Annotated in this window: 20 protein-coding genes, 2 tRNA genes, 1 pseudogene and 1 CRISPR repeat array; of the genes and pseudogenes, 9 read left to right on the top strand and 14 right to left on the bottom strand. The window is 47.5% G+C overall.

The window, feature by feature from the left end; translation table 11 throughout:
- Window positions 1-76 precede the first annotated feature (76 nt).
- Window positions 77-751, bottom strand: coding sequence for a hypothetical protein (locus NC996_RS24575; RefSeq protein WP_190683738.1), 675 nt, complete (start codon window positions 749-751; stop codon window positions 77-79).
- 447 nt (window positions 752-1,198) lie between these two features.
- Entirely contained in the window at window positions 1,199-1,681 is a 483-nt protein-coding gene (locus NC996_RS24570; protein WP_190683735.1) for a helix-turn-helix domain-containing protein, read from the bottom strand.
- A gap of 81 nt (window positions 1,682-1,762) precedes the next feature.
- Here NC996_RS24570 and cas12k point away from each other — a divergent pair.
- Window positions 1,763-3,670 (top strand): annotated as a pseudogene (gene cas12k, locus NC996_RS24565) (type V CRISPR-associated protein Cas12k).
- A gap of 458 nt (window positions 3,671-4,128) precedes the next feature.
- A CRISPR array of direct repeats spans window positions 4,129-5,113; the repeat unit is 37 nt; unit sequence GTTTCAACGACCATCCCAACTAGGGGTGGGTTGAAAG.
- A 193-nt stretch (window positions 5,114-5,306) separates the two neighbouring features.
- Here the strand turns inward: cas12k and NC996_RS24560 are convergent.
- Window positions 5,307-5,378: transfer RNA gene (locus NC996_RS24560), tRNA-Thr, on the bottom strand.
- A gap of 155 nt (window positions 5,379-5,533) precedes the next feature.
- On the opposite strand from NC996_RS24560, the gene NC996_RS24555 reads away from it, so the two are divergent.
- Both NC996_RS24555 and NC996_RS24550 read left to right on the top strand, forming a co-directional pair.
- The gene (locus tag NC996_RS24555; protein WP_190430332.1) at window positions 5,534-5,830 is read left to right on the top strand and encodes a DUF3493 domain-containing protein; all 297 of its coding nucleotides are present in this window, start codon (window positions 5,534-5,536) and stop codon (window positions 5,828-5,830) included.
- Between the two features lie 222 nt (window positions 5,831-6,052).
- Complete coding sequence (locus NC996_RS24550) at window positions 6,053-6,826, top strand: FHA domain-containing protein (protein ID WP_339380224.1); 774 nt, start codon at window positions 6,053-6,055, stop codon at window positions 6,824-6,826.
- 125 nt (window positions 6,827-6,951) lie between these two features.
- Here NC996_RS24550 and recA read toward each other — a convergent pair whose 3' ends face one another.
- Window positions 6,952-8,031, bottom strand: a complete 1,080-nt coding sequence (gene recA, locus NC996_RS24545; protein ID WP_190411910.1) for a recombinase RecA — start codon at window positions 8,029-8,031, stop codon at window positions 6,952-6,954.
- Window positions 8,032-8,741: 710 nt separating this feature from the next.
- Between recA and xseA the strand changes: the two genes are divergently transcribed.
- Both xseA and xseB read left to right on the top strand, forming a co-directional pair.
- Window positions 8,742-9,983 (top strand): exodeoxyribonuclease VII large subunit, encoded by a 1,242-nt coding sequence (xseA, locus tag NC996_RS24540; RefSeq protein ID WP_190683744.1) that lies wholly within the window; start codon window positions 8,742-8,744, stop codon window positions 9,981-9,983.
- Between the two features lie 27 nt (window positions 9,984-10,010).
- Entirely contained in the window at window positions 10,011-10,280 is a 270-nt protein-coding gene (xseB, locus tag NC996_RS24535; RefSeq protein ID WP_190529457.1) for an exodeoxyribonuclease VII small subunit, read from the top strand.
- 9 nt (window positions 10,281-10,289) lie between these two features.
- Here xseB and NC996_RS24530 read toward each other — a convergent pair whose 3' ends face one another.
- From NC996_RS24530 to NC996_RS24485, 10 genes are all read right to left on the bottom strand, one after another.
- On the bottom strand, window positions 10,290-11,546 hold the full coding sequence (locus NC996_RS24530; protein WP_190536853.1) for a DNA double-strand break repair nuclease NurA: 1,257 nt from the start codon (window positions 11,544-11,546) through the stop codon (window positions 10,290-10,292).
- A gap of 128 nt (window positions 11,547-11,674) precedes the next feature.
- The gene (locus NC996_RS24525; protein ID WP_190536852.1) at window positions 11,675-12,472 is read right to left on the bottom strand and encodes an HAD family hydrolase; all 798 of its coding nucleotides are present in this window, start codon (window positions 12,470-12,472) and stop codon (window positions 11,675-11,677) included.
- 124 nt (window positions 12,473-12,596) lie between these two features.
- Window positions 12,597-12,668, bottom strand: a tRNA-Gln gene (locus NC996_RS24520).
- 379 nt (window positions 12,669-13,047) lie between these two features.
- On the bottom strand, window positions 13,048-14,859 hold the full coding sequence (locus NC996_RS24515) for a R3H domain-containing nucleic acid-binding protein (RefSeq protein ID WP_190683741.1): 1,812 nt from the start codon (window positions 14,857-14,859) through the stop codon (window positions 13,048-13,050).
- Window positions 14,860-15,039: 180 nt separating this feature from the next.
- A complete protein-coding gene (locus NC996_RS24510; RefSeq protein WP_190683733.1) occupies window positions 15,040-16,272 on the bottom strand; it encodes a circadian clock protein LdpA in 1,233 nt (410 codons plus the stop codon).
- A gap of 111 nt (window positions 16,273-16,383) precedes the next feature.
- The gene (locus NC996_RS24505) at window positions 16,384-16,992 is read right to left on the bottom strand and encodes a VWA domain-containing protein (RefSeq protein WP_190683731.1); all 609 of its coding nucleotides are present in this window, start codon (window positions 16,990-16,992) and stop codon (window positions 16,384-16,386) included.
- Between the two features lie 134 nt (window positions 16,993-17,126).
- Window positions 17,127-17,732 carry a VWA domain-containing protein gene (locus tag NC996_RS24500; protein ID WP_190411903.1) on the bottom strand — a complete coding sequence of 202 codons (606 nt, stop codon included), beginning with the start codon at window positions 17,730-17,732 and terminating at the stop codon, window positions 17,127-17,129.
- 162 nt (window positions 17,733-17,894) lie between these two features.
- Window positions 17,895-18,389 (bottom strand): hypothetical protein, encoded by a 495-nt coding sequence (locus tag NC996_RS24495; protein WP_190683728.1) that lies wholly within the window; start codon window positions 18,387-18,389, stop codon window positions 17,895-17,897.
- Between the two features lie 76 nt (window positions 18,390-18,465).
- Window positions 18,466-19,071 (bottom strand): VWA domain-containing protein, encoded by a 606-nt coding sequence (locus NC996_RS24490; RefSeq protein ID WP_190411901.1) that lies wholly within the window; start codon window positions 19,069-19,071, stop codon window positions 18,466-18,468.
- 178 nt (window positions 19,072-19,249) lie between these two features.
- A complete protein-coding gene (locus NC996_RS24485; protein ID WP_190411900.1) occupies window positions 19,250-19,705 on the bottom strand; it encodes an NAD(P)H-quinone oxidoreductase subunit N in 456 nt (151 codons plus the stop codon).
- Between the two features lie 1,218 nt (window positions 19,706-20,923).
- Here NC996_RS24485 and rplC point away from each other — a divergent pair.
- The 4 genes from rplC to rplB all read left to right on the top strand — a co-directional run bounded on the left by rplC (window position 20,924) and on the right by rplB (window position 23,570).
- On the top strand, window positions 20,924-21,562 hold the full coding sequence (gene rplC / locus NC996_RS24480; RefSeq protein ID WP_190411899.1) for a 50S ribosomal protein L3: 639 nt from the start codon (window positions 20,924-20,926) through the stop codon (window positions 21,560-21,562).
- A 100-nt stretch (window positions 21,563-21,662) separates the two neighbouring features.
- On the top strand, window positions 21,663-22,301 hold the full coding sequence (gene rplD / locus NC996_RS24475) for a 50S ribosomal protein L4 (protein WP_190411898.1): 639 nt from the start codon (window positions 21,663-21,665) through the stop codon (window positions 22,299-22,301).
- Window positions 22,288-22,590: a 50S ribosomal protein L23 gene (locus tag NC996_RS24470; RefSeq protein WP_190411897.1), complete on the top strand. Its 303-nt coding sequence runs from the start codon at window positions 22,288-22,290 to the stop codon at window positions 22,588-22,590. The genes rplD and NC996_RS24470 overlap by 14 nt, the downstream gene beginning before the upstream one ends.
- 116 nt (window positions 22,591-22,706) lie before the next feature.
- Window positions 22,707-23,570: a 50S ribosomal protein L2 gene (gene rplB / locus NC996_RS24465; protein ID WP_190411896.1), complete on the top strand. Its 864-nt coding sequence runs from the start codon at window positions 22,707-22,709 to the stop codon at window positions 23,568-23,570.
- The last annotated feature ends 23 nt before the right edge of the window (window positions 23,571-23,593 follow it).

Below are 23,593 nucleotides of genomic sequence, written 5' to 3'. Positions count from 1 at the left end.
GTATTTCATTAGCTTTACTTATGAATTACCAGGGGTGAGCGTAGAAGACAGGTGAGCGAGCGCATAATTTCAGACCTCATATTACCCCAGCGACGACTTTTGCAAGAGGTCTAAACATCCGCCACAGCTTCAACCCATAGTTATATCCATCCGTGTGCAATACCTCCAGATTTAGATATTCATACGCTTTGCATAGTCCATTGCGATAACGATTCAAATCAAAATCTGGAACCACTGGAGCCATTGCCCTAGTATTCTCCGAGATTTCCTCCAGCTTTTGCGAGTCCAAAATCTCTCTCAACTCACTCGATTCCCGTCGAATTGCATTAACTTTCCGCAGATAGCGCTTGCCAACTCGCTGCCAGCTAAACCCCTCTGGCAACGGTTTATCATTCATCTCGTTCCAGGCTTTTTCTAATGCGCTATAGTCCAGGGATTGAATTTCACCTTCAAAGGGTAGGCTGAGAACTTTTTTGACCTCTGAATCATTGATAAACCCCTGTAAGGGTTTGATGTACTGCTCCAGTTCCTCTTCAGAAACCTCAGCATCCTGTAACTCTTGATTCATCTGCTCCAAAAATTCTGCCAGCGCTTGAATCACTGCTTTTTCCAGAGGCTTTGGCTCTAATATTTTTGTAAAGTCTTTAATCCGATCTTTAAAAAAGTCTTTTGTATAGTCTTCTAAAGCGCCTTTAACTAAGGGGGCTAGAACTTCCTTAACTACCAGTCCCACGACTATCGATTCCAGCATCTACTTATCTTGAGCCTAAGCGTGATTCTTCAACCTACGAGTATAGCCTTAGTGTTTTTGCGATCGCTCTATTTCTAAATCCCATTCTGGGTTATGTCAGACCAACTCATCTACCGCTCAAAGCTTCTAAGGTTCTCTTGCAAGCATTGATAAGTGAGATCACGCTTCGCAAGCACTCCAAAACGGTAGGCGACCCCAATCAATCGTTTCCATTGCCAAACCCCTGTCAAAATCCACCAGCTTAAGCAGTTGAAAGACAACCTTCTGAAGTCCTAGCTATATCTATGTTTCAGAACCGATTTTCGCGAACCTCACCAAATACGGCTCAGGAGGCTGATGAATCCTCGATAAAACTCATTTGACTTCAGTGTTGAAAGGGCTGCATCTTAAAGCCCAATCCACTTATGGGTTTCAGAAGCGAATTCGCGAACCTCCCCGAATATGGTTTCAGGAGTCTGATGAATCCTCAACCAAACTCCTCTGTTGCCCAAAGCTTGTCAAATTCTGTTGTAGACGCTTGTAGATGCGATCGCTCCAAAACGGCACAACAGGCGACCCCCTATCGATCGTCTCCATTGCCAAACCCCTGTCAAAATCCACCAACTCACGCAGTTGCTCTTGGGAATCTGGCACCAACATCAAGCGTTTCATCTCTCGTTTCGCCACAGACTCATCAAACATCCAAGACTCTCTAGCTTTGAGGATTCCCAGGACATGCTGGCACAGCTCAAAACTCAACCCAATAGACAGCAAATACTCCATCACCGTTAATGCCAGCAGGTCAGAATCAGAATAATAAACGTTCCGACCCTTGCCACTCGGATTAACCGTTGGCACAACGACACTCTTGTCCCGCCAATACTGCAATTGCCTCCGACTGCATCCAGTAATCTGTGATGCCTCAGTGCTGGTGTAGAAATTTTCATCCATAACCTCTCATGATACTAAACGAGGTTAGGAGGCGCAGTTTTCTTATAAACCCACTATGTGCTTCTATGATAATGTATTTTCATGAGTACAATTACGATTCAATGTCGCCTCGTTGCTTCTGAACCTACTCGCCACCAACTCTGGACGTTGATGGCAGAACGCAACACGCCTTTGATAAACGAACTCCTGGCACAAATAAGCCAGCATCCAGACTTTGACACCTGGCGACAACAAGCAAGACTCAAAGCTGGTATCGTCAAACAACTGTGCGAACCCCTCAAATCTGACCCTCGCTTCAGTGGTCAACCTGGACGGTTTTATACGAGCGCGATCGCGTTAATCGAATACATCTACAAATCCTGGCTCAAAATTCAACAACGGTTGCAGCGCAAGTTAGAGGGACAGACACGCTGGCTAGAAATGCTCAGAAGCGATCAGGAGTTAGTTCAGATGAGCAACTGCACTCTAGAAGTCATTCGCGCCAAAGCTGTCGAGATTCTCAGATCCTTGGCGTCTCCAAACGAATCGACTCAATCCACGAAGACCAAAAGTAAACAGCGCAAAAAACCCCAAGCCTCAAATTCCAACCGTAGTGTCTCCAAGGCTCTGTTCAAGGCTTACGACAATACAGAAGACATCCCCATCAAAAGCGCCATCTGCTACTTACTCAAAAACGGCTGCAAAATCTCCGATAAAGAAGAAGACCCAGAGAAATTTGCCCAACGCCGCCGCAAAACCGAAGTCAAGATTTCACGACTAACCAAACAAATCGCCAGTCGCATTCCTAAAGGTCGAGACTTAACGGGACATACGTGGTTAGAGACACTTGCGATCGCATCTACAACTGTTCCTAAAAACCAAGCAGAAGCTAAATCCTGGCAAGATAGATTGCTCACTGATTCTAAGTCCGTACCCTTTCCGGTGGGTTATGAAACCAACGAAGACTTAACCTGGAGCAAAAACTCCACAGGTCGCCTACAAGTCCGCTTCAGCGGCTTAAGCGAACACACCTTCCAAATCTATTGCGACCAGCGCCAACTCAAATGGTTTCAACGCTTTTACGAAGACCAGGAAATTAAACGAGCTAGCATTGACCAGCATTCTAGTAGCCTATTTACCCTCCGTTCAGGACGGATTGCTTGGACCGAAAGTACAGGCAAAGGCGACCCTTGGAACATTCATCACTTGACTCTCTACTGCACCGTAGACACCCGTTTCTGGACGGCTGAAGGCACAGAACAGGTACGCCAAGAGAAAGCTGCCGACATCGCCAACACCCTCACCAAAATGAAAGACAAAGGCGACCTCAACGAGAAACAACAAGCCTTTGTCCAGCGCAAAAACTCTACTCTCACTCGGCTCAAAAACCCCTTCCCCCGTCCCAGTCAACCCCTCTATCAAGGTAAACCTCATATCCTCGTCGGCATTGCCTTGGGGCTGGATAAACCAGCCACTGCCGCTGTCATTGACGGGACGACAGGAGAAGCGAGCGCTTACCGCAGCATCAAACAACTTTTAGGCGATGACCACAAACTCCTCAACCATCAACGTCACCAAAAACATTCTTTATCCCATGAACGCCACAAAGCTCAAAAAAAAGCGGCTTCCAATCAATTTGGCGAATCGGAACTGGGTGAATATATAGATCGCTTACTAGCACAAGCCATTGTCAAACTCGCCCAAACCTATCAAGCAAGCAGCATTGTCTTACCCAAACTGGGCGACATGCGAGAGATAGTCCAGAGTGAAATTCAAGCCAGAGCCGAGCAAAAAATTCCCGGCTACATCGAAGCTTAGAAAAAATACGCCAAGCAGTATCGCATCAACATCCATCAGTGGAGCTACGGCAGGTTAATGGACAATATCAAAGCTCAAAGCTCAAAAGTCGGTATTGTCATTGAGGAAGGAGAACAACCTATCCGGGGTAGTCCGCAAGAGAAAGCAAAGAACATGGGAATTTCTGCTTATCACGCTCGTTCTAACTCATAATTATTTCCCAATCTGCACCTTGACAATAGAATAAGAATAATCAACAGCGCCGCAGGTCATGTTCATTTGAACCGCTGAACTGCGAACAGTATGGGTTAGTTTGACTGTTGGAAGACAGTTGTGCTTTCTGACCCTGGTAGCTGTCCACTCTGATGCTGCCGTCGAAAGACGGGAATAAGGTGCGCTCCCAGCAATAGGGGTGTAGACATACTACAGTGATGGCTACCGAATCACCTCCGAGCAAGGAGGAATCCACTCTAATTATTTTTTTGACGGGTCAAAGCGGGAGCAAAAACCCTTGGAAGCCGTCAAAAGCTCAAAAACCTTGTCTAGTATTGACCTCAGGAATTTCGGCAACCAACAATTTTCTATTTTTTAGGGAGATTGAGCAGGAATTTTCGGGAGCCGTCAAAAACACTGCTAAAAGGCAGCCTAGATAAGGGGTCTAGGTGGGAAGAGTTTCAACGACCATCCCAACTAGGGGTGGGTTGAAAGGACTGCTATAACCTAGATAGTATGTTGCGAACATCATGTTTCAACGACCATCCCAACTAGGGGTGGGTTGAAAGATCCGGCAATATCTGCACGGCACCCCGTTATGGTCGGGTTTCAACGACCATCCCAACTAGGGGTGGGTTGAAAGTATTCAGAGTCCCGTAATAGGTTGGTCATAACGCAAGTTTCAACGACCATCCCAACTAGGGGTGGGTTGAAAGTTGAAGTTCTCTATAGTCTGCCTGAAGACCTCGGGTTTCAACGACCATCCCAACTAGGGGTGGGTTGAAAGCGATTGAGTGTTACTCCTATTACGAGAATCCTTCTGAGTTTCAACGACCATCCCAACTAGGGGTGGGTTGAAAGATTTTCAGATAAAGGCAGCGGAATTAGGAGGGATGAGTTTCAACGACCATCCCAACTAGGGGTGGGTTGAAAGCTTCGTCGCTACTAGCAGGGGGAACAGGTTAACGGGGTTTCAACGACCATCCCAACTAGGGGTGGGTTGAAAGCCGAGCGAGTTCTTCCCAGTCGCTAAAACGGCGGTTGTTTCAACGACCATCCCAACTAGGGGTGGGTTGAAAGAGAAGCTGATTGAGGCTTCTGGAATTGACCGGAACAGTTTCAACGACCATCCCAACTAGGGGTGGGTTGAAAGACTCCGCAATTCAAGAATTGCGGCCGACTAAAAAAGTTTCAACGACTATCCCAACTAGGGGTGGGTTGAAAGCCCTCGTGGAGCAGCGCTTGGTAATAGTTAAGTTTCAACGACCATCCCAACTAGGGGTGGGTTGAAAAAGATTGCAAAAGTCGAGACTTACAAAAACCCCCAAGGGAGTTTCAACGACCATCCCAACTAGGGGTGGGTTGAAAGCGGGCAATCTTCTGGGCTTTATCTTTAAATACTCCAAGTTTCAACGACCATCCCACCTGGGAGTGAGTTGAAATGTAGGTGTTAGAGTGGATTGAAAGGAGCATTCGATTCGTGATCGTTGTGCGCTTTGAGTGATAGATATTAAATGACATCAATTTGTCACTGCTGCTTCAGCGACATTAATTTGTCACAACGACACACAATTAGTCACAACGACAGTAATCTGTCACTGATGACAATTAATTAGTCACTGTACAATTTGATTCAAGCCGATGGGCGGATTTGAACCGCCGACCGTTCGATTACGAATCGAATGCTCTACCACTGAGCTACACCGGCACTGCCGATTTACTATGGTAGCAGGTTTAGATAGAAACTGTTGCACCCAATTTCTGGAAGAAATGCGATCGCGTTCAAATTTATAGCACCAGCCACCGCCACTGCCGACCACCATCATGCCAAGATGGATCTAAAGTCGGTGGGGATCGAGACGGATGGTAGACCCAAAATTAAAAAATCGCACCCGCAACATCAAAGGCACTCGGAAAGTCAGTGCTGAACAGTATGCACAACTAAAAGCTGAACTTGCTACTCCCTACAAAGGTCTTAGGCAATTTGTTTATGTGGCGTGCGGCGCTTCTGGCTTTATCGGAGGGATGGTCTTTCTTGCCAAGTTAGCCTCCGGTCGGGAAATTGCCTCAGCCGTGCCTAACTTAGCACTACAAATTGGCGTAGTTGCTTTGATGGTTTGGCTGTTTCGCCTAGAACAAAAATCCCAACGTAAGCCATAAAGCTGATCGTTTCCAGTAATCTTGCGGATTCCTCTAAGGGGTAAGACAATCTAAGCTTGAAAGAAGGGATCTGGTGAGTATTTCGCACCCTGAGAACTTGCGAGTAAAATAGGCTAGATTCAGTTATTTGGCTTAACGACATTCTTGCAGTCTTTGGCTTCCCTTGTTGAATGCCGATAAGGTTCTGCGTTACTTCATCGGCTGAGCCTCACCTAAGATTAAGTGTCATCCCAACACATGGAACTAGAACAACGCTTGGGTCTATATCAGGTATTCCTTAAGCTCTATGAGCATCATCGTGGTTTACTAGATGAGATTCTGAAGCTAGAAGATAGCGGCAATAAATTTCTTAGTGGCATTGCACCTCGATATATCCAAGGCGTAGCGCAGGAGCAGCAAGTCTATCTAGTCACAAATTTAATAGATGCTAAAACGCAAATGTTGTTTCAGCCGCAGCGAATTTGGACACTGGGGCGGGCGCGTCAAGCTGCCCTACCGATTCCGGATAGACGGTTGTCTCGCAATCATGCAGCGATTCGATATATCGACGATCAGGGGTTTTATCTGGTTGACCTGAATAGTACAAATGGGACTTTCGTTAATGGCGAACCCGTATACAAACGTGTTCTTCTCAAGGACGGCGATCGCATTCGTCTAGGTGGTCTGGCTTTCTCCTTTTTCCTGGGCAATACTATCTGCATGGTGGATAATGTCTCTTCAACCCTAATGGCAGAAATTAATGCCCTGACAAATGCAGAGCAATCGCTTCCGGTTACAGAAGTAGAAACACCTACCTCTCCTACAACAGTTCAGCCTCCCAACACCGAGTGCCAAAAAGAGACTCTACATTTCCTCTCTGGCCCCTCTGCCATTAGAGATCCATTAGTCCCAGTTTTGGAATCTCCTGTAGACCCTCAGCTAACTCCGACTCAGCAATCAGAAATTTTAGACCGTTTTTTCAGTAGACGAATTTCCGATCCAGGCACACAAAACTAAACTTTATAAGAATTTATACGAAAAACCCGTTTCCAATAAGAAAACGGGTTTTTTTATGTGTAACAGTAGCCCTAAGCTTCCCAAAAAACGATTTATAGGGTAGACTCGCCCACCCTACAGCGCTTTTAGTCATCTAAAAGTTCTTCCTCTAACTCTTCGTCTTCGGCGTCAACTCGCGTGACAGAGTTGGCAGGAACAACTGCCCCCATCTCTAGCTTTTGACGTACCTTTTGCTCAATTTCTTGAATTAATTCAGAGTTTTCTTCCAGGTACTTAATGCTGTTATCCCGGCCTTGGGCAATGTTATCACCGTTGTAGCTATACCAAGCTCCTTTACGGGTAATGACCCCAGTTTGTTCTGCCAGGTCAACCATACACCCTAATGTCGAGATTCCCTTGCCAAAGATAATGTCAAACTCTGCGACGCGGAAGGGCGGGGCGACTTTATTTTTGGCAACTTTAACTTTAGCTCGGTTACCAAACTCTTCGTTGCCTTTTTTCAGCGTTTGAATCCGACGAATATCCAAGCGCACTGAAGCGTAAAACTTTAAGGCATTACCACCAGTGGTTGTTTCTGGGTTGCCGTAGGTGACGCCAATCTTTTGTCGCAGCTGGTTGAGGAAAACGACCGTACAACCAGATTTACCGATGTTTCCGGTAATTTTGCGAAGAGCTTGACTCATCAAACGGGCTTGCAAACCCATGTGGGAATCGCCCATTTCGCCTTCAATTTCAGCGCGAGGCACCAAAGCAGCTACCGAGTCAATGACCACGATATCCACTGCCGCAGAGCGAACTAGCTGATCGACAATTTCTAAGGCAGCTTCTCCGGTGTCGGGTTGAGAAACCAAAAGATTGTCAATATCAACGCCCAGTACGGCTGCGTAAGCGGGATCTAGGGCGTGTTCAGCATCAACAAAAGCAGCAACTCCTCCTAATTTTTGCACTTCAGCGATCGCGTGCAAAGCGAGGGTTGTCTTACCAGAACTTTCCGGGCCATATATTTCAATCACCCGTCCCTTCGGCAAGCCACCGCCCAAAGCTAAATCCAGGGTCAGCGCTCCAGTGGAAATTGTTTCCACCTTCATGCGGGTGGCATCTCCTAGGCGCATAATTGCTCCTTTGCCAAAGCTGCGCTCAATTTGGTTTAGCACCAGGCTCAGGGCTTTGTCCTTGTCGGGATTGTTCGTGATTTGGATAGCCATTAATGCCTCAAGAACAGAATCAGGTGTGGTGAGATTTTTTTCACACTTAGCAAAAGTTGCTTTTGTGTGGGCTTCTCCGCCTCGCGGACTGGAGTTTCCTGCTTCGATAGCTGGTTCTGATAGTAGAAATGTCTAACAAGACATCCTTACAGCCTCCACAGGCAGAAACGATGGAATCCACCGCCTTTTGATACAAAATGAATGCTGGTTTTAGCCATTTGCCCACTCAGGTTTACCAAGTTTTTAGCTTTGTAAGTGAGTAGGAAATTTCCACTAACTAGGGTTACTTCAACGATTGGCACCGAAACTTAAAATTGTCCCAAATAGCGACAAATTTTAGTTTCAGATATTTTATTATATCACTTTTAGCAACAAATGAGAGCCGCAAGTGCCCTTACATCAAGCTTTACACGGATGGGGGAACCCCCCCTGGCAAGGCTCGCGATAGGAATCTCTATTGTAGTTCAAATGTTCTACTTTTACCCAACACTGAGAGAGAAAATCGGTCAATAAACGTCTAGCCTGTTTTAAGCAACAAGTGGGATTTGCGATCGCCACTTTGGTTACGCCAGTTTTGTCAAAAGTCAACGAATGCAGGCGAGTCTCGCTAATCTAGAGACAGAAACTGTAAATGGCTTGATCTAGGCTGATTTGAGCATCCTCTGCATTTACTGATGCCTCAATTCCTATATTCTCCTTATCTTCCGGCGATGAACTATTATCTTTCCAATCAGCTGGTTCCAGATACCGCTGTATCGGTGGCTGGGTTAACGTCTTATTTGCAACTGCTGTTAGAGCAGGATGAACAACTACAGCAAGTCTGGGTGACAGGTGAAGTCTCCAGCGCCTCTCAGTATCGCAGTGGACTATTCTTTACTCTGCAAGATCCGGATGCTAAGGCGGCGATGAGTTGTGTGATATGGAACAGTCAGCTGAATAAACTGATGCAACTGCCAGTGCAAGGAGAGCAGTTGATTGTTTTGGGTAGCATCCGAGTTTATCCCCAGCGAGGACAGTACCAGCTGATTGTCTGGCAGGCGCTACCAGCAGGAGAGGGGTTACAGGCATTGCGCTATCGCCAGCTGCGAAATCGGTTGGAGGCAGAAGGATTGTTCGATCCAGAACGCAAGCGATCGCTCCCTAGCCATCCTCAAACCATCGCTGTCGTCACATCGCCGCAAGCAGCTGCCTGGGGAGATATTCAACGCACGCTCAAGCAACGTTATCCTGGGTTGCAAGTTTTGTTTTCACCAGCGTTAGTTCAGGGCGAACAAGCCCCAGCATTGATTGTCTCGGCGATTGAGCGAGTGGAACGGGATGGTCGCGCTGAAGTTTTAATTTTGTCGCGCGGGGGTGGTGCGGTTGAGGAGCTAGCTTGCTTCAATGATGAACGGGTAGTGCGAGCGATCGCAAATTGTTCGATTCCCGTGATTACTGGGATTGGTCATCAGCGAGATGAATCTTTGGCTGACTTAGTTGCCGATGCTTATGCTCACACTCCCACCGCCGCCGCCGAACAAGTGGTTCCAGAACTGGCAAGTCTTTACGCAGAACACCAGGAACGTGTCCTCGCCTTGACTGAAGCCGTAAATCAACACATGGAAAACGCTCAAACACAATTGCAAAGAGTGCGAAGCCGCTTGGGGCGGATTCCGTTAGACCGACAAATTCACCAAGAAAAACAAGCGATCGCTTGGAAACGTCAACAACTGTTACAAGGAACGGCGCGGCATTTCGCGCAGGCAAACCAACACTGTCAGATGCTCCGACAAAAGCTAGCCACGCTTGACCCCAAAAGCGTTCTGAAACGAGGTTATGCAGTAGTCCGACAACAAGATGGTGCGATCGCGCGTTCCACAGAAGGACTGGCACTCGGACAGGAACTACAAGTTCAGCTAGGCACAGGACAAATTAAAGTCAAAATTAGTGAAATTATAAATAGCAAGGAGTAGCTATTTCACGCGATACGGGGATTTTTTATGAGCAAACCCACCAGCACCACCGACGGCTCAAGCGATCGCCGCATCAATACCCAATTTCCGAAAGATTGGAACTACGAAGCGACGGTTGCCAAAGTTGAAGGGATCATTCGGCAAATTGAAGCCGGAAAACTAGAACTCGCCGATGTTTTTGAAGAATTTACCGCTGCGGTAGAATACTTGCGCCAATGTGAAATCTTTCTACAAGAGCGGCAACAGCAGATGAATTTATTAATTGAGACGCTGGCAGACGAGCCAACATCCTTCTAAGAGATGGCATCAGGCAATACTACCGCGCTTCCTGGCTTCTTTATAGGAAGTCCCGACATTTCTCAAACCAGCCTTAATCATTTGTTGTTCGAGTAAGGCAAAGAAACGAGCGCGATCGCCCCCTCGCACAACTGCCTGATTGTGTGCCTCTGCAAGCGCCACCGGATAGCCATAACCCTTCTGCACCTGAGCCAACATCAAGCTGAGCGAAACATCCAGCTTCTCTGGATTCTCCGCCACCCAAGCGGGAACTTCCACACGAGCAATTTCAGTCCCGACATGGACGTAGCAGAAGTAGATTTGATGGGCACCGTACAACTCCAGAATTCGTGCAGAACTGCGCCATAGAGGACTGCGTTGACCGGGCTGCAATTGAGACGCCCAGAGGGCAGTATCCCGCAAGGGATCGAAAACCTGGCAGGGTGCCCGGTCAAACTGACCAGGACAATGAGTCATACAGTCGGGAACTGGATGCGGACAGGCTGGCAAACGCAGGAAGTTCAGCGCTTCGCTGCTGCGAGAAGCGCTCAGGTAGCCCATAATTGGAATCCCCGTGTCGCGTAGAACATCCCAAGCTTCCAGAATCGGAGGCAAAATATGGTCGCGGGCTTCCCCTGGTAACTGCTCCAGAAACCAATAAATTAGCGATCCATCTACCATTGCTAGGGCAGGGATTGGGGATTTGGGATCGGGAATTGAAGATGGAATTTCCGATTTTCTGTTTCCGTTTCCCTGTCTTGACGTGACTTGTGAAGGTTGGTTAATCCAGCTAGCAGCCAATTCCGCCAACACAGACGCCTCCGAAGCCGTGCGTCGATAGCCCATCCATTCCTCAGGGCGAATTCCCCACTGGCGGGAAATATAAAGGTCTTCCGAGCGATAAAAAACTTCTGGGAGGCTATCTAAGAGCGGGTACAAGCTTTGTCCATAATGCAGCACTACCCGGCCCACGTTAATCAGATAGCAGTAGGCGATTTCATGGTGACTTGGGGCAATCTGAGAACCGTCTGTGGCGATAATTGTATGAACAGCCGGAGGGGTAGGAAGGTCAATGGCAGTGCTTAGGGATTCAATGGGTGCGGCTGCTGCAAACCCCAAGCGATCGCGCCACTTTTCTTGCAGATGTACTAAATCTGCCTGAGACTTTTGAGCCAGCGTCAGTAAGTGCTGGGCGCGTTCCAAGCGTTGGCGACTGGCAGCAGCCTCTACCGTCAGGTGTTGACTAATCCCCTGCATTTGCCGCGCGAGTTTGGTTAGGTCAAGCATAGTCAGCTATCCGCTTTTCGCCTATCAGCTCTCAGCTTAAAGCATGAAACATCAAGGCGATCGGGATGAATTTATAATTTACACTTGATACTTCTTCATCCCTCTAACCTTGGGTTCCCTTTTCTCATCTAAGCCCAAGCCGAGAAATCTTGAGCAAACTGAGACAGAGATAAAAGCTGAATTCGTTCCTGATACGCGACCGACTCTCGTTGAGCAGCAGTATTGTAACCCCAATCGGCAAGAAACAGCTTGATATCATTGAGGTCTGGTTGCTGTTGCACAGTTTGCAGAGTTTTCAAGCGATCTTCCACAAACCAAAGGTGAACCGACGAATCGCTGCTGAGTTCGCGCAAAATTTCGTACTTAGGACGCCGATTTTCTTTCCCAATAATGCATTGATCGGGTAGTTGGATACCCTGTTGCTGCAACAACTGGCGGACAAAGCGTCCCTCTTTGGTAGTGACGATGTACGTTTGGATGGGTGTATCTGGAAGCGATGCCTTCTCCGATTCCATCCGATGCATTTTTTCAACAACACCTGGATAGAAACGATGCAAGGCTAGCCAACCCTCTAAATCCCTATCAATCCACTCATCCCGGATACGATCGAGCTTCGTGCCGATATCAGCCGCATTTAGATTATCTTCTAGCAAGATTTGCTGAGCCACCCTTGACCAATCTTGCAACATCTTTTCGTCGGGAATGCCCAATATTAGCGCCCGGATTGCCACCGGCATTTCCCAACCGATTTCTATAATCGGTCGTCGCTGGTAGAAACTTTCAGCCAAACCATCTGGAGGTGTGAGATTAGGCGGTGCCCAAATTTGACAGTAGGTGCGCCAAGCTGTCTGAAAATACTCGATTAGCCCGTCACAGATAACACCGTCAAAGTCAAGGGCGAGAATATTTGGATAACTTGCACGCATGGTTCTAAAGCCGCAATCATTCGGTTTATCTTGGCACAATTTGCCCAACAAGCCCAATAACTAGTAGAGACGCGAGGAATCGCGTCTCTACTAGAGTTCTCAAAATTTAGGTTTCAAAATTTAACTGGGGTGCAAGGATTCGAACCTCGGAATGGCTGGACCAAAACCAGCTGCCTTACCACTTGGCGACACCCCATCGCGTCAACCTTCGTTATAGTAGCAGTTCCTACTAGGGAATTGTCAACCACTTTTAGAAAATTTCTCTTAAATCCTTCTTCATCAGTGGGTAAATGGTGAAGACTCAGTATGGATTTTTGGAACTTGACTCATAGAAAAGGCTTCTTGAACGCTTACCGGCTAAACAGTGTATCTCTCATAGCCAGCTTCTCCTCCTATGGAAAGCCTACCGGGAAAGTGTTGTTAGCTTTTTTGACATCTTTACCTCCTCGAAACCCATATAGGGTGTTGCACAATCATGCGATGATTTTCTTTTAAACTCCGCGCTACCTCGTCTTTGCGCGAGATTATCATCTTTCTACTGTGCAACGCCCCATATAGATCCACAGCTTTTTCGATTAGGCGGGATAAATTCGCAGCCGTCGGTTCGGTTCTTCCCCAAAACTGTCAGAGTTGAGACGATAGTGTTCGACGAGTTCGTGTTGCATTTTACGAACTTTAGAAGAACGCGGCAGGAGTTCCACCGGCTGTCCTTTGGGAATCACGATTTGCTCCACGGCAAGGCGGGCTTCTTCGAGAGCCTCAATCTCGTCTTCACTACCGCTACTAGTAAATAAGCTGAGTTCGGGGACATCTAGAACCTGAGAGTCATCCATATCCAGCAGACGCCTTAGGGCACGGGTAATCTGGGGAATGGTACTTGCCTTAATTGCATGGATGGGAACCTGACGGGCTTTGGCAATATGCCGTAGCTTGGAATGGTTTTTTACGTGCGACCGAATCGCCAAAACTGCATCCGCGCTATCCATATCCTTCGTCAGCAAGATGGGCAAATTCAGCACCCGAATGACTTGCTCTAATTGTTGGCTGCTCACCCCATAAGGATAAACGTGCAATGGCAACTCTTCGCCATTTGGCCCCACAAAGGTTTCATTTCCGATCGCCTGAGGTTGATGCCAAGATTGATCCAGCATCTGCTCAAAAGAAGGTGCAAGGTTAGAAGAGACAGGCAATGAAGTAGAGGCAGATTCTTCTCCTCTAGCTAATAGGTTTTGCGGTTCTGCCCTCATGCCTCGCGTTGATTCTGACTGCATTGGTAATGGAGTCATTTGCCCAGAAGCCCGCCAGCCCATTGGTCGTGCTGGGGTGTCGTGGGCGGAAGATATACGGCTGCCTCCGCTCATCGCTGGTCGCATGAGTGATGGTGCTTGGGGGGTCTCATGAGTAATCGTAACTTCCCCAGCCTCGCTGGTTGTCCTAACTTGATAACCCGGCTGACGCCCCCGCAGCAGGGTATCAACGGTATCGGCAACACTTTCATGCACCACCCAGCGCTGCCGTTCTAGCATTTCAACAGCAATTTCAAAGGTTGGCGGGGCTTTGCGTTCCAAAACCGTCTTTTGGCTACCCCGGCGTCTGGCTTCGTCATCTCCCAAAGTTACGGCCTGAATGCCACCCACTAAGTCAGATAACGTTGGATTTTTAATCAGATTTTCAATCCGATTTCCGTGAGCTGTACCCACCAGTTGAACACCTCGCTCAGCAATCGTTCGAGCTGCCAAGGCTTCTAGTTCTGTGCCAATCTCATCAATAACAATGACTTCTGGCATATGGTTTTCCACTGCCTCAATCATGACTTGATGCTGGAGTTCGGGACGGGCGACTTGCATCCGTCTAGCTCTACCAATTGCTGGATGAGGAACGTCACCATCCCCAGCGATTTCGTTGGAAGTGTCGATAATGACAACTCGTTTCTGTAAATCGTCGGCTAAAACTCTGGCGATTTCCCGCAGTGCTGTTGTTTTGCCAACACCGGGACGCCCCAGCATCAGAATCGATTGACCTGTTTCTACCAGGTCGCGAATCATGCCGATGGTGCCAAACACGGCTCGACCTACCCTCAAGGTAAGACCAATGATCTCGCCGCTTCGGTTGCGGATAGCGCTAATCCGGTGCAGAGTTCGCTCTAGCCCTGCTCGGTTATCCCCACCAAAATTTCCTACCCGGTCTACACAATAATTCAGTTGTTCTTTCGATACTGGCGTTTCGGAGAGATACTCTGCCTGTTTAGCAAACCGAGCCTCTGGAAGACGCCCCAAGTCTAGGACAACCTCAACTAACTTATCCCGTCCCGGATGCTGCTCTAAAGGTTGCCGAATTTCATTCGGTAACACGTCCAGTAATTTCTGGAGATCGTCTGTAATCTGCATTCTTTGTACAGTGACGTTTTTATCCACAATCGGTGATTTAAATAACTGATGTTTGTTCTTTACCTGGGAAGCGTTGCAGGTTGGCGATCGCAAGGTTGAAAAGTCGCTTTTTGCAAATTGTCAATCTTTTAACCTCCAACCTTTTAATCGATGACATATCTAAAATCGCGCTTCTACTGGCTATTGGGAAAAGGTTTTGAGTTGAGAAACTAGCGAGTGAGCAAGATCAACAGCTTGCCAGAGTAAATCCGGCTTTTCTTCCAAGCGTCCAGGTAAAGGTGTTTGACTTGACGCGGAGGCATTCCCACCTACTTCGTTTATATTCATTTTTTCTAATTCATCCAAAATGGGTGATAACAAAACACGAGCGTAGCTGCCATAAGCAATCCCGGCGATATTAGGGGATTGAGCGGGAAAAGTTTGAGTTGGTTGGAGCGGGTTTTTCGTTGATCCCTGGTTCCCTACAGGGATGCTTGATAGAGATGCCCTTCCGACTTTTGACTCTTGGACTTCTGGCTTTTGGTGGTTGTTGAGCAGTCCCATTGTCCTAAGTTTGCCAACAGTGTGGCGATTAGTGCCTCCTGCTAACTGCACATATCCGGGCAATCCCGCAGTTAGAACTTTTTGACCTAACTTTACAGCAGCTATCGTTGTGCCATCGCCAATATCGCCACTCATAGGACGCCCATCTGTTTGCCAGATGAGAGGACAAGGTAGGGGTGCCATCAATTCGTATAGCGCTCGGAGGTAATCAAGCATGACTTCACCATCTGGACAACTAATGGCTAAAAGCTTGAGCTGATTTACCCAAGGCGCGATCGCACTCCAGAGTCGTTTAAAGTCTTCTACTCTGCCAACTTGCGTGTGAATTTCTAAGGCATCTACGCCGCTTTGAAATACCAAAGGTGCGATCGCTTCCGGTGCGGATACATAAGAACGAGTATAAATTAAATTATTTGGGCATACGGGAATACACCGTCCGCAGCCATAACAACGTTGATCGATCACCCCTGAAAAACCGTTCTGGCCAAAGTCAAAAGCGATCGCATCAGCTGGACAAATACTTTCACAAGGTCGCCAGCAATCTGCTGGACACTCAGTTGAGTTAAATTCAGCTTTTCGGAAATGAGGATCTTCCCCATCATTTAGGCTGACCATCAGCCACGGCAAACCTTCTACGCAATAGCCGCGAGCGCGGGCGGCATCGGCAAGGGTAGTCGCAGCCTTTATACCTTCTTTCGCCGCAGCAATGACTGCTGGGTCAGCGGCAACATCGATACAGTCAGCCCCAGCGAGGGTATATGCCAACGTAAGATTTCGGACGGCAGGGAGGTGTTGGAAACTAGCTCCGCAAATGAGCTTAAACCAGTGACCCTCTCTTAAGGAACGTAAGGGATAGTAGGTATCAGTCACCCTTATATGCTAGTGCGTTCCCGGATAAATGGGGAGATCCAAGTAGCAAAAATTAGGGGAGTTTTCACCACTCCCCCTTTCATAGAAACCGTAAGCATCAGGGGTTTGCCTTTAGTCAGCGATCGCATTGAGCAGCACTTCCGCCAAGGTCATATCTGCCATATCATCCAGCGTTATCGTGTCGCAGATATCAAACTTTGCCCCTGCACTTTGTAAGTCATCATCCAACGCCTTTAAAAACCGAGCTGCTGTAGCGTCTGACCCTACTTGAATCATCGAAATCGCCAGTTCTTCATCGCGTTCCATCTGTCGGGACGCCTCAATAATCGCCCGCATCACGCCTTTTCGGTCATCGGGTTCACCATCTGTGACCACCAAAATGGTTTCGCCACCCACCTTAGTCTGACCGGCTGCTTTCCGCTGAAAGTAGGCAGCGATCGCATCTTGTAATACACCTGCCAAATTAGTTGTGCCAGCCGGGTCGTTTTCTTGAAAAATTTGTGCGACTTTACTGGAATTTACATTCTCGTAGCGTTTGAATCGGCTGGAAAATAAGTAAACTGTGATCCCATCCGGGTCAAACTGTTCGCATTTTCGCGCCAACGCCAAGGTAGACTCTTGTGCCGCATCCCAGCGGCTTCTGCCTCCCGGCTGGTCTGGCGTAGACATACTGCCGCTTTTGTCAATAATTAACGTATAATCCCGATCTTCTGCGCTCATTAGCTAACCTCCCCATTATTTTTTTAGATTGAATGACTTGCTGCTGATTCCACAACAAAATTGTGATTAAACACTGACAACAAAATTTTGGATTTCAGATGTGGAATCCAAAATCCAAAATAAACAGACAGCACCTAGTCGTTAATGGCGTTGAGCAACACTTCCTGTAAAGTCATGCCCTCCATGTCATCCAGCGTTACAGTGTCGCAAATATCAAACTTTGCCCCGGCACCTTGCAAATCATCATCCAAGGCTTTCAGAAACCGACTCGCCGTTTGATCCGAACCCACTTGAATAAAGGAGATGGCTAATTCTTCATCTCTATCCATTCGGCGAGAGGCTTCAATAATCACCCGCATCACGGCTTTGCGGTCATCGGGTTCACCATCTGTAATCACTAGAATTGTCTCGCCATTTGGCTTAGTCTGACCAGCCGCCTTCCGCTCAAAGTAGTTGTCGGTGGCGTTTTTCAAGACATCGGCAAGATTCGTAGTGCCAGAGGGATCGTTTTCTTGGAATATCTGCGCTACCTTGCTAGAAGTCACATTATCAAATCGCTTAAACCGACCGGAAAATAGGTAAAGCGTAATCCCATCGGGATCGAACTTTTCACATTTCCTCGCCAACGCTAGAGTAGATTCCTCTGCGGTTTCCCAACGGCTTCTACCGCTCGGTGGCTCTGGGGTAGACATACTCCCGCTTTTATCGATGATTAATGTATAGTCACGGTCTTCTGCCACAGATCCTCCTTCCACCAAAGATAACCTCCAGTGTTTGTCAAGATTTCCCAATCTAGCCTAGCCCACCTGCTGTGACTATCTAGTTGGATTAGATAAAAGAAATATAAAAATTTCTACAGCAGAGAGGGGATTAATTATCATTCTGGCGATCGCTGCTGGCTTCTACGGCTTAGTCTCCCGCAAGGCTTGCAAATAATCAATCGCCGCCTCAATTTTAGAGGGATATGCATCGGCAAACTCTTCAAACCAAAGACCTTCTTCTGAAAGTGGCTTTAAATTTTTCAGCCATTCTCGCGCTTGGTTTTTGAATACTTCCCGTTGTTTCTGCCTTAGTTGTTCCTGTTTGAGTTGTTCTTCTCTGAGTTGTTGCTGTTTTTTTAGCTGTTCTGTACGTTCTTGTTCTTCAAACTCAGCCCTAATTTGAGCCAGAACAATGTCTTCAGATGAGCTAATCGGCTCGTTTTGCCATTTTTGCCGGGGCAATTCCGGAATTGTGTTTGCAAGCGGGAGGTTCGCAGAATGATTTTGTAAGAAGTTCGCTGGTTGCGGTTTGACTGGTTCTTCTTTCAGTTGTGGCGGTTTTTGCAGTTCTTTTGGTTTATCTTTTGTCTCATACTCAGCCTTGACTGCCGCGAGTATGTCATCGATTGATTCCATAATTTTGGACGCCTCTAGAGAGATTTTAGATTTCTCTTCACGATCAAAATCCCAAATCCCAAATTAGACTTTGAACTTAGTCAATAATGGCATTGATCAACACTTCCGTTAGGGTCATGTCCTCCATGTCATCCATCGTGACTGTGTCGCAGATATCAAACTTTGCCCCAGCACTTTGCAGTTCATCATCCAGCACTTTCAGAAATTTTGTTGCCTGCGCGTCTGTGCCAACTTGGATAAAGGAAATCGCGAGTTCTTCATCTCGATCCATACGGCGCGACGCTTCAATAATTACCTTCATTACCGCTTTCCGGTCATCCGGTTCCCCATCTGTGACGACTAAAATGGTATCTCCATTGGGCTTGGTTTGTCCTGCTGCTTTACGCTGGAAGTAGTTATTCGTCGCATCTAGAAGGACTGCCGCTAAGTCAGTGCGTCCAGACGGTTCGTTTTCGCGGAAAATTTGTGCGACTTTACTGGCGTTTACATTGTCATAGCGTTTGAATCGACCGGAAAATAGATAGATAGTGATGCCATCCGGATCAAATTCTTCACATTTACTGGCTAAAGCGAGAGTAGACTCCTGCATCATGACCCAGCGGCTTTTCCCGCCTGGCTGGTCTGTCATCGACATACTGCCGCTTTTGTCAATAATTAATGTATAGTCGCGGTTTTCTACCATAAGAGTTTGCCTTATTTGCTTACTTCTTTAAAGGTATCAAAATCCTCTAGCCGAGCTAAAACGTCTGTAGGTCATAAAGCTTGACTATTCAGACGTTCCAGCTCGTTTTAGCTCGACATGACTTAGAGCTACACCCAAGCATTGGTGCGACCCTAAGATTGGATTGACTGACGCGGGTTTAAGCAGCAGCGATCGCGTTTTTAAGCGGTGTCCAGCGGAAAGCGCGATCGCCCCCCATTTCTACAGCAATCTTTAGGCGTGGCTCTATACTTGGCAAGGTGGTTAAATATTCCACTTCCTCACGGGACAATACGTGTCCTTCAATTATCCACAGCACCAGTCCCTTCGATTTGGGAGGTAGTTGTTCCAACTGATAGGTCACGATAGGTGGCACGTAGTAAACACGAATGTCTTTCTTGCCCAAATGCGCGGGACGAACGCCGTGTACGCCAGTTAAATACGTTGCTACGTCGCCGAGTCCCCGTGCTGATAGGCTTAAAGTGGTATAGCCAGCTGCACGCAACCGCCGCTGGTAACGCCCTTCAAACCCTCCTTCTAAGGGTACATACGTTCCTAAAGCACCTGACTTTTCCAAGTCTTTGACGAATTGATTGCCGATGGTGATCAGTGCCATATTTTTATGTTCTACCCAGCTTTAAGTTTTGTTAATTGCTGCTGGCAATTTATTATAGTTGGGCGCTGAGGAACCTATCAACTTTAAGCAAAAAGCAATGTGCAACAAAAGCTTTGAAAATTTTAGTAAGGTTGCACTTTTTCCAGACAGTGTTGAGTTTTGAGCCTCGTTTGAACATAGGCTTACAGACAATCGAGGTTAAACTGTTTGGGCGATCGCGCTTTTTGTGGAGGTGCGATCCCTACTTAGAGTTTAGTAAAGATTTGACTTTATTTGAGTCAATATCGACTCAAAATAAGCGAACAGGCTTCTCGTGAAGATGGGTGATAATGGACCTAATCCAAAAAATCATGTACTGCTAATCCCTTATTGCGCTTTAATGCCGCAGGTTGGAAAAACGCAGCTCAAACAAGTGACGTTGAACGGCTGAATCTATGCTTGAAAGCCAGCTTGCTTCTATCTGCAATCTCTTGTAGTCCATTTAACTGTAGGGAAGATGTTGCTGGAGTTGTAATACTGTGTTTACAAAGACTGTGCAAACACATTGTGAAATGCTATAACCGACCTAAGTGCGGGTCGTTGGTATGCGATCGCCTTCTTCCTTATCTATCCGTAAGCCGTTAACTGGACAGTTGTCTTCTGGATCTGGAGTTGCACGACAAGCGAGGCAGACGATCCAGCAGACCGCTAAATTTTTTTGGCACAATTGCTAGACAAGTTGTAACAAATCGTTTATAGTTAACGATTGTGATCAAAATTCGAGCAGCTATTGCCGCTGAAGTTGAAATCGAGTCCAGGGACAGCACGCCTTCCGAGTGAAAAACTATTGAGTCTTTCTCATAAGAGGTTAGTGCCCCCAGCGAGCGTAAAGCAACAGGGACATCGATTTCAGGATTAGCGACGATCTAGAAGGTTTCTTGAGAAGAACCCTTTTCAGCCGGAAAAAGCCCTTTCGCTTTCTCGGATACTGGATGGCTTGCCACCTAAGTCCCCGCGAATATAGGCAACGCGCTTCTAGCGCTTACCCGACCGTCGAATAGCTTCATCCCAGCTAAAGAAAAAGCCTAAATTAGGCTGACTTGAAAGCTTGCCTCTCTCAATCCGAGGATGCGCCCCAGCTGGCTGGTTTGATAACAACGTTTGTTGGAGCAAGCGGATTTACGAAATACTCGTAATCCCGCCTCTTTGTACTGTGTAAAAAGGAGAGACCAGAAAGCCGTGTCTGTTGGTATCCTCGGCACCAAACTCGGCATGACCCAAATATTTGACGAAACAGGAAAAGCAATTCCTGTGACGGTCATTCAAGCAGGGCCATGCACCGTTACGCAAATTAAAACCAAAGCAACAGATGGCTATACTGCCGTCCAGCTTGGTTATAAAGAAGTCAAACCCAAGAGTTTGAACAAGCCTGAATTGGGTCACTTGGCAAAATCAAGCGCTCCTCCCTTGAAAAAACTGCGAGAGTATCGCTTTGAGAATGTGGGAGAGTTTGAACTAGGGCAAGAACTCAAACCAGATATTTTTACTGCGGGTCAAATTGTGGATGTAATCGGCACAAGCATTGGAAAAGGCTTCGCCGGTTATCAAAAACGCCACAACTTTAAGCGAGGGCCTATGTCCCACGGTTCCAAAAACCACCGTCTACCTGGTTCGATCGGCCCTGGAACCACACCGGGGCGTGTTTATCCCGGTAAGCGGATGGCAGGTCGTCTAGGTGGTACGCGCGTTACCGTTCGCAAATTGACAGTAGTGCGGGTAGACGCAGAACGCAATTTACTACTGATCAAGGGAGCGGTTCCTGGTAAGCCAGGGGCGCTGGTTAATATTGTTCCTGCCAAGAAAGTAGGTCGAAAGTAGTCATTTTCTAAGGTCAGGCTGGCTAATCGCTAAGAGCTTTTGATACTTAGCAATCTTCAATTAGCAATTAGCAATTAGCAACGAACAAAGGACAACGGATATGGTTAACTGTGTAGTACGAAACTGGAACGGGGAAGAGGTCGGACAGGCAACTCTAGAATTAAAAGTTGCTAAAGAAGAGAATGCGGCTCATATTGTCCACCGAGCCTTAGTAAGGCAACAGGCGAATGCTCGTCAAGGCACAGCCAGCACCAAAACCCGCGCGGAAGTTAGGGGGGGAGGTCGTAAGCCTTGGCGTCAAAAAGGGACGGGTCGCGCTCGTGCTGGGTCGATTCGTTCACCACTGTGGCGAGGCGGCGGTGTCATCTTTGGTCCCAAGCCAAGAGACTATGATACAAAGATGAACCGGAAGGAACGGCGTTTAGCACTGAGAACCGCCTTCTTTAGCCGAGCTGAAGACATGATTGTGGTGGAGGAATTTGCTGACAAGTTGCCTCGGCCTAAGACTAAAGAATTGGTAGAAGCGATCGCACGTTGGGGCGTCCAACCAGATTCTAAAGTCCTGCTGATCCTAGCTGAACGGGAAGAAAACGTTTATTTGTCAGCCCGGAACGTTGCCAAAATGAAGATCATCCCTGCCACCCAATTGAATATCTTTGACCTGTTGGCAGCTGACAAAATCGTGACAACGCCATCCGCCCTTGCCAAAATTCAGGAGGTTTACAGTGAGTCAGTATAACCCCCGCGAACTTGCGGATCTGGTGTATCGACCGATCGTAACTGAAAAGGCAACTCTGCTGATGGAGCAGAACAAGTATGTCTTTGAAGTTGTTCCCAAAGCGACTAAGCCAGAAATTAAAGCAGCAATTGAAGACCTGTTTAAAGTAAAGGTTGTGAGTGTGAACACCCTTCGCCTACCGCGCAAAAAGCGTCGCGTCGGCAAATTTGCAGGGTTTAAGCCTCAGTACAAGCGAGCAATTGTAACTCTGGCAAGCGGAGAGACCATTACCCTCTTCCCAGAAGTTTAATAAGTTGGAAAGTTGGAAAGTTGAAATTTTAAATTTTAACTAATTTCAACCATCTCAACGGAAAGCCGCCCTACAAGCGTCTTCAAACTTCAACCTTCAAACCTCTTTTTTAAGTTATGGGCATCCGTTCTTATCGGCCTTATACTCCCAGTACTCGTCAAGTTACCATTTCGGACTTTGCCGAAGTTACGCGGAGTGAGCCGGAAAAGTCACTAACCTACACAAAGCATCGCCCCAAAGGTCGAAACAATCGTGGGGTGATTACTAGCCGCCGTCGGGGTGGTGGTCATAAACAACTCTATCGGGAAATCGATTTTCGCCGCGATAAGCGCAATATCCCGGCAAAAGTGGCAACCATTGAGTACGATCCAAATCGTAATGCCCGGATTGCCCTGGTTTATTACCAGGATGGCGAAAAGCGGTATATTCTTCACCCAGTCGGCTTAACCGTCGGTACAGTTATCACTGCTGGCCCAGACGCCCCAATTGAAATTGGCAACGCATTACCATTAAGCAAAATTCCGTTAGGAACTGCCGTTCACAACGTAGAACTGACTGCTGGACGGGGCGGGCAAATTGTTCGCGCTGCTGGTGCCACTGCACAAGTAGTCGCTAAAGAAGGCGACTATGTCACTATCAAGCTACCCTCCGGTGAAGTCCGCATGATCCGCCGCGAGTGCTACGCTACCATCGGACAAGTCGGCAATGTTGAGCATCGCAACTTGAGTGCTGGTAAAGCTGGTCGCAATCGCTGGAAGGGACGCCGTCCGAAGGTAAGAGGCAGTGTCATGAACCCAGTCGATCACCCACATGGCGGTGGTGAGGGACGGGCACCAATTGGTAGAAGTGGACCAGTCACACCTTGGGGTAAGCCAACTTTAGGTGCTAAGACCCGTAAGCGGAACAAGCCAAGCAATAAATTAATTGTCCGGCGTCGTCGCAAATCTTCTAAGCGAGGTCGGGGCGGTCGGGAGTCCTAGGATTTTAGATTTTGGATTTTAGA

The sequence above is a fragment of the Trichocoleus sp. ST-U2 genome (assembly GCF_039961875.1).
Taxonomy (GTDB): Bacteria; Cyanobacteriota; Cyanobacteriia; order Cyanobacteriales; family FACHB-T130; genus FACHB-T130.
The sequence above is the reverse complement of the archived record's forward strand: the minus strand, read 5'-3'. Positions and strand labels throughout refer to the sequence as shown.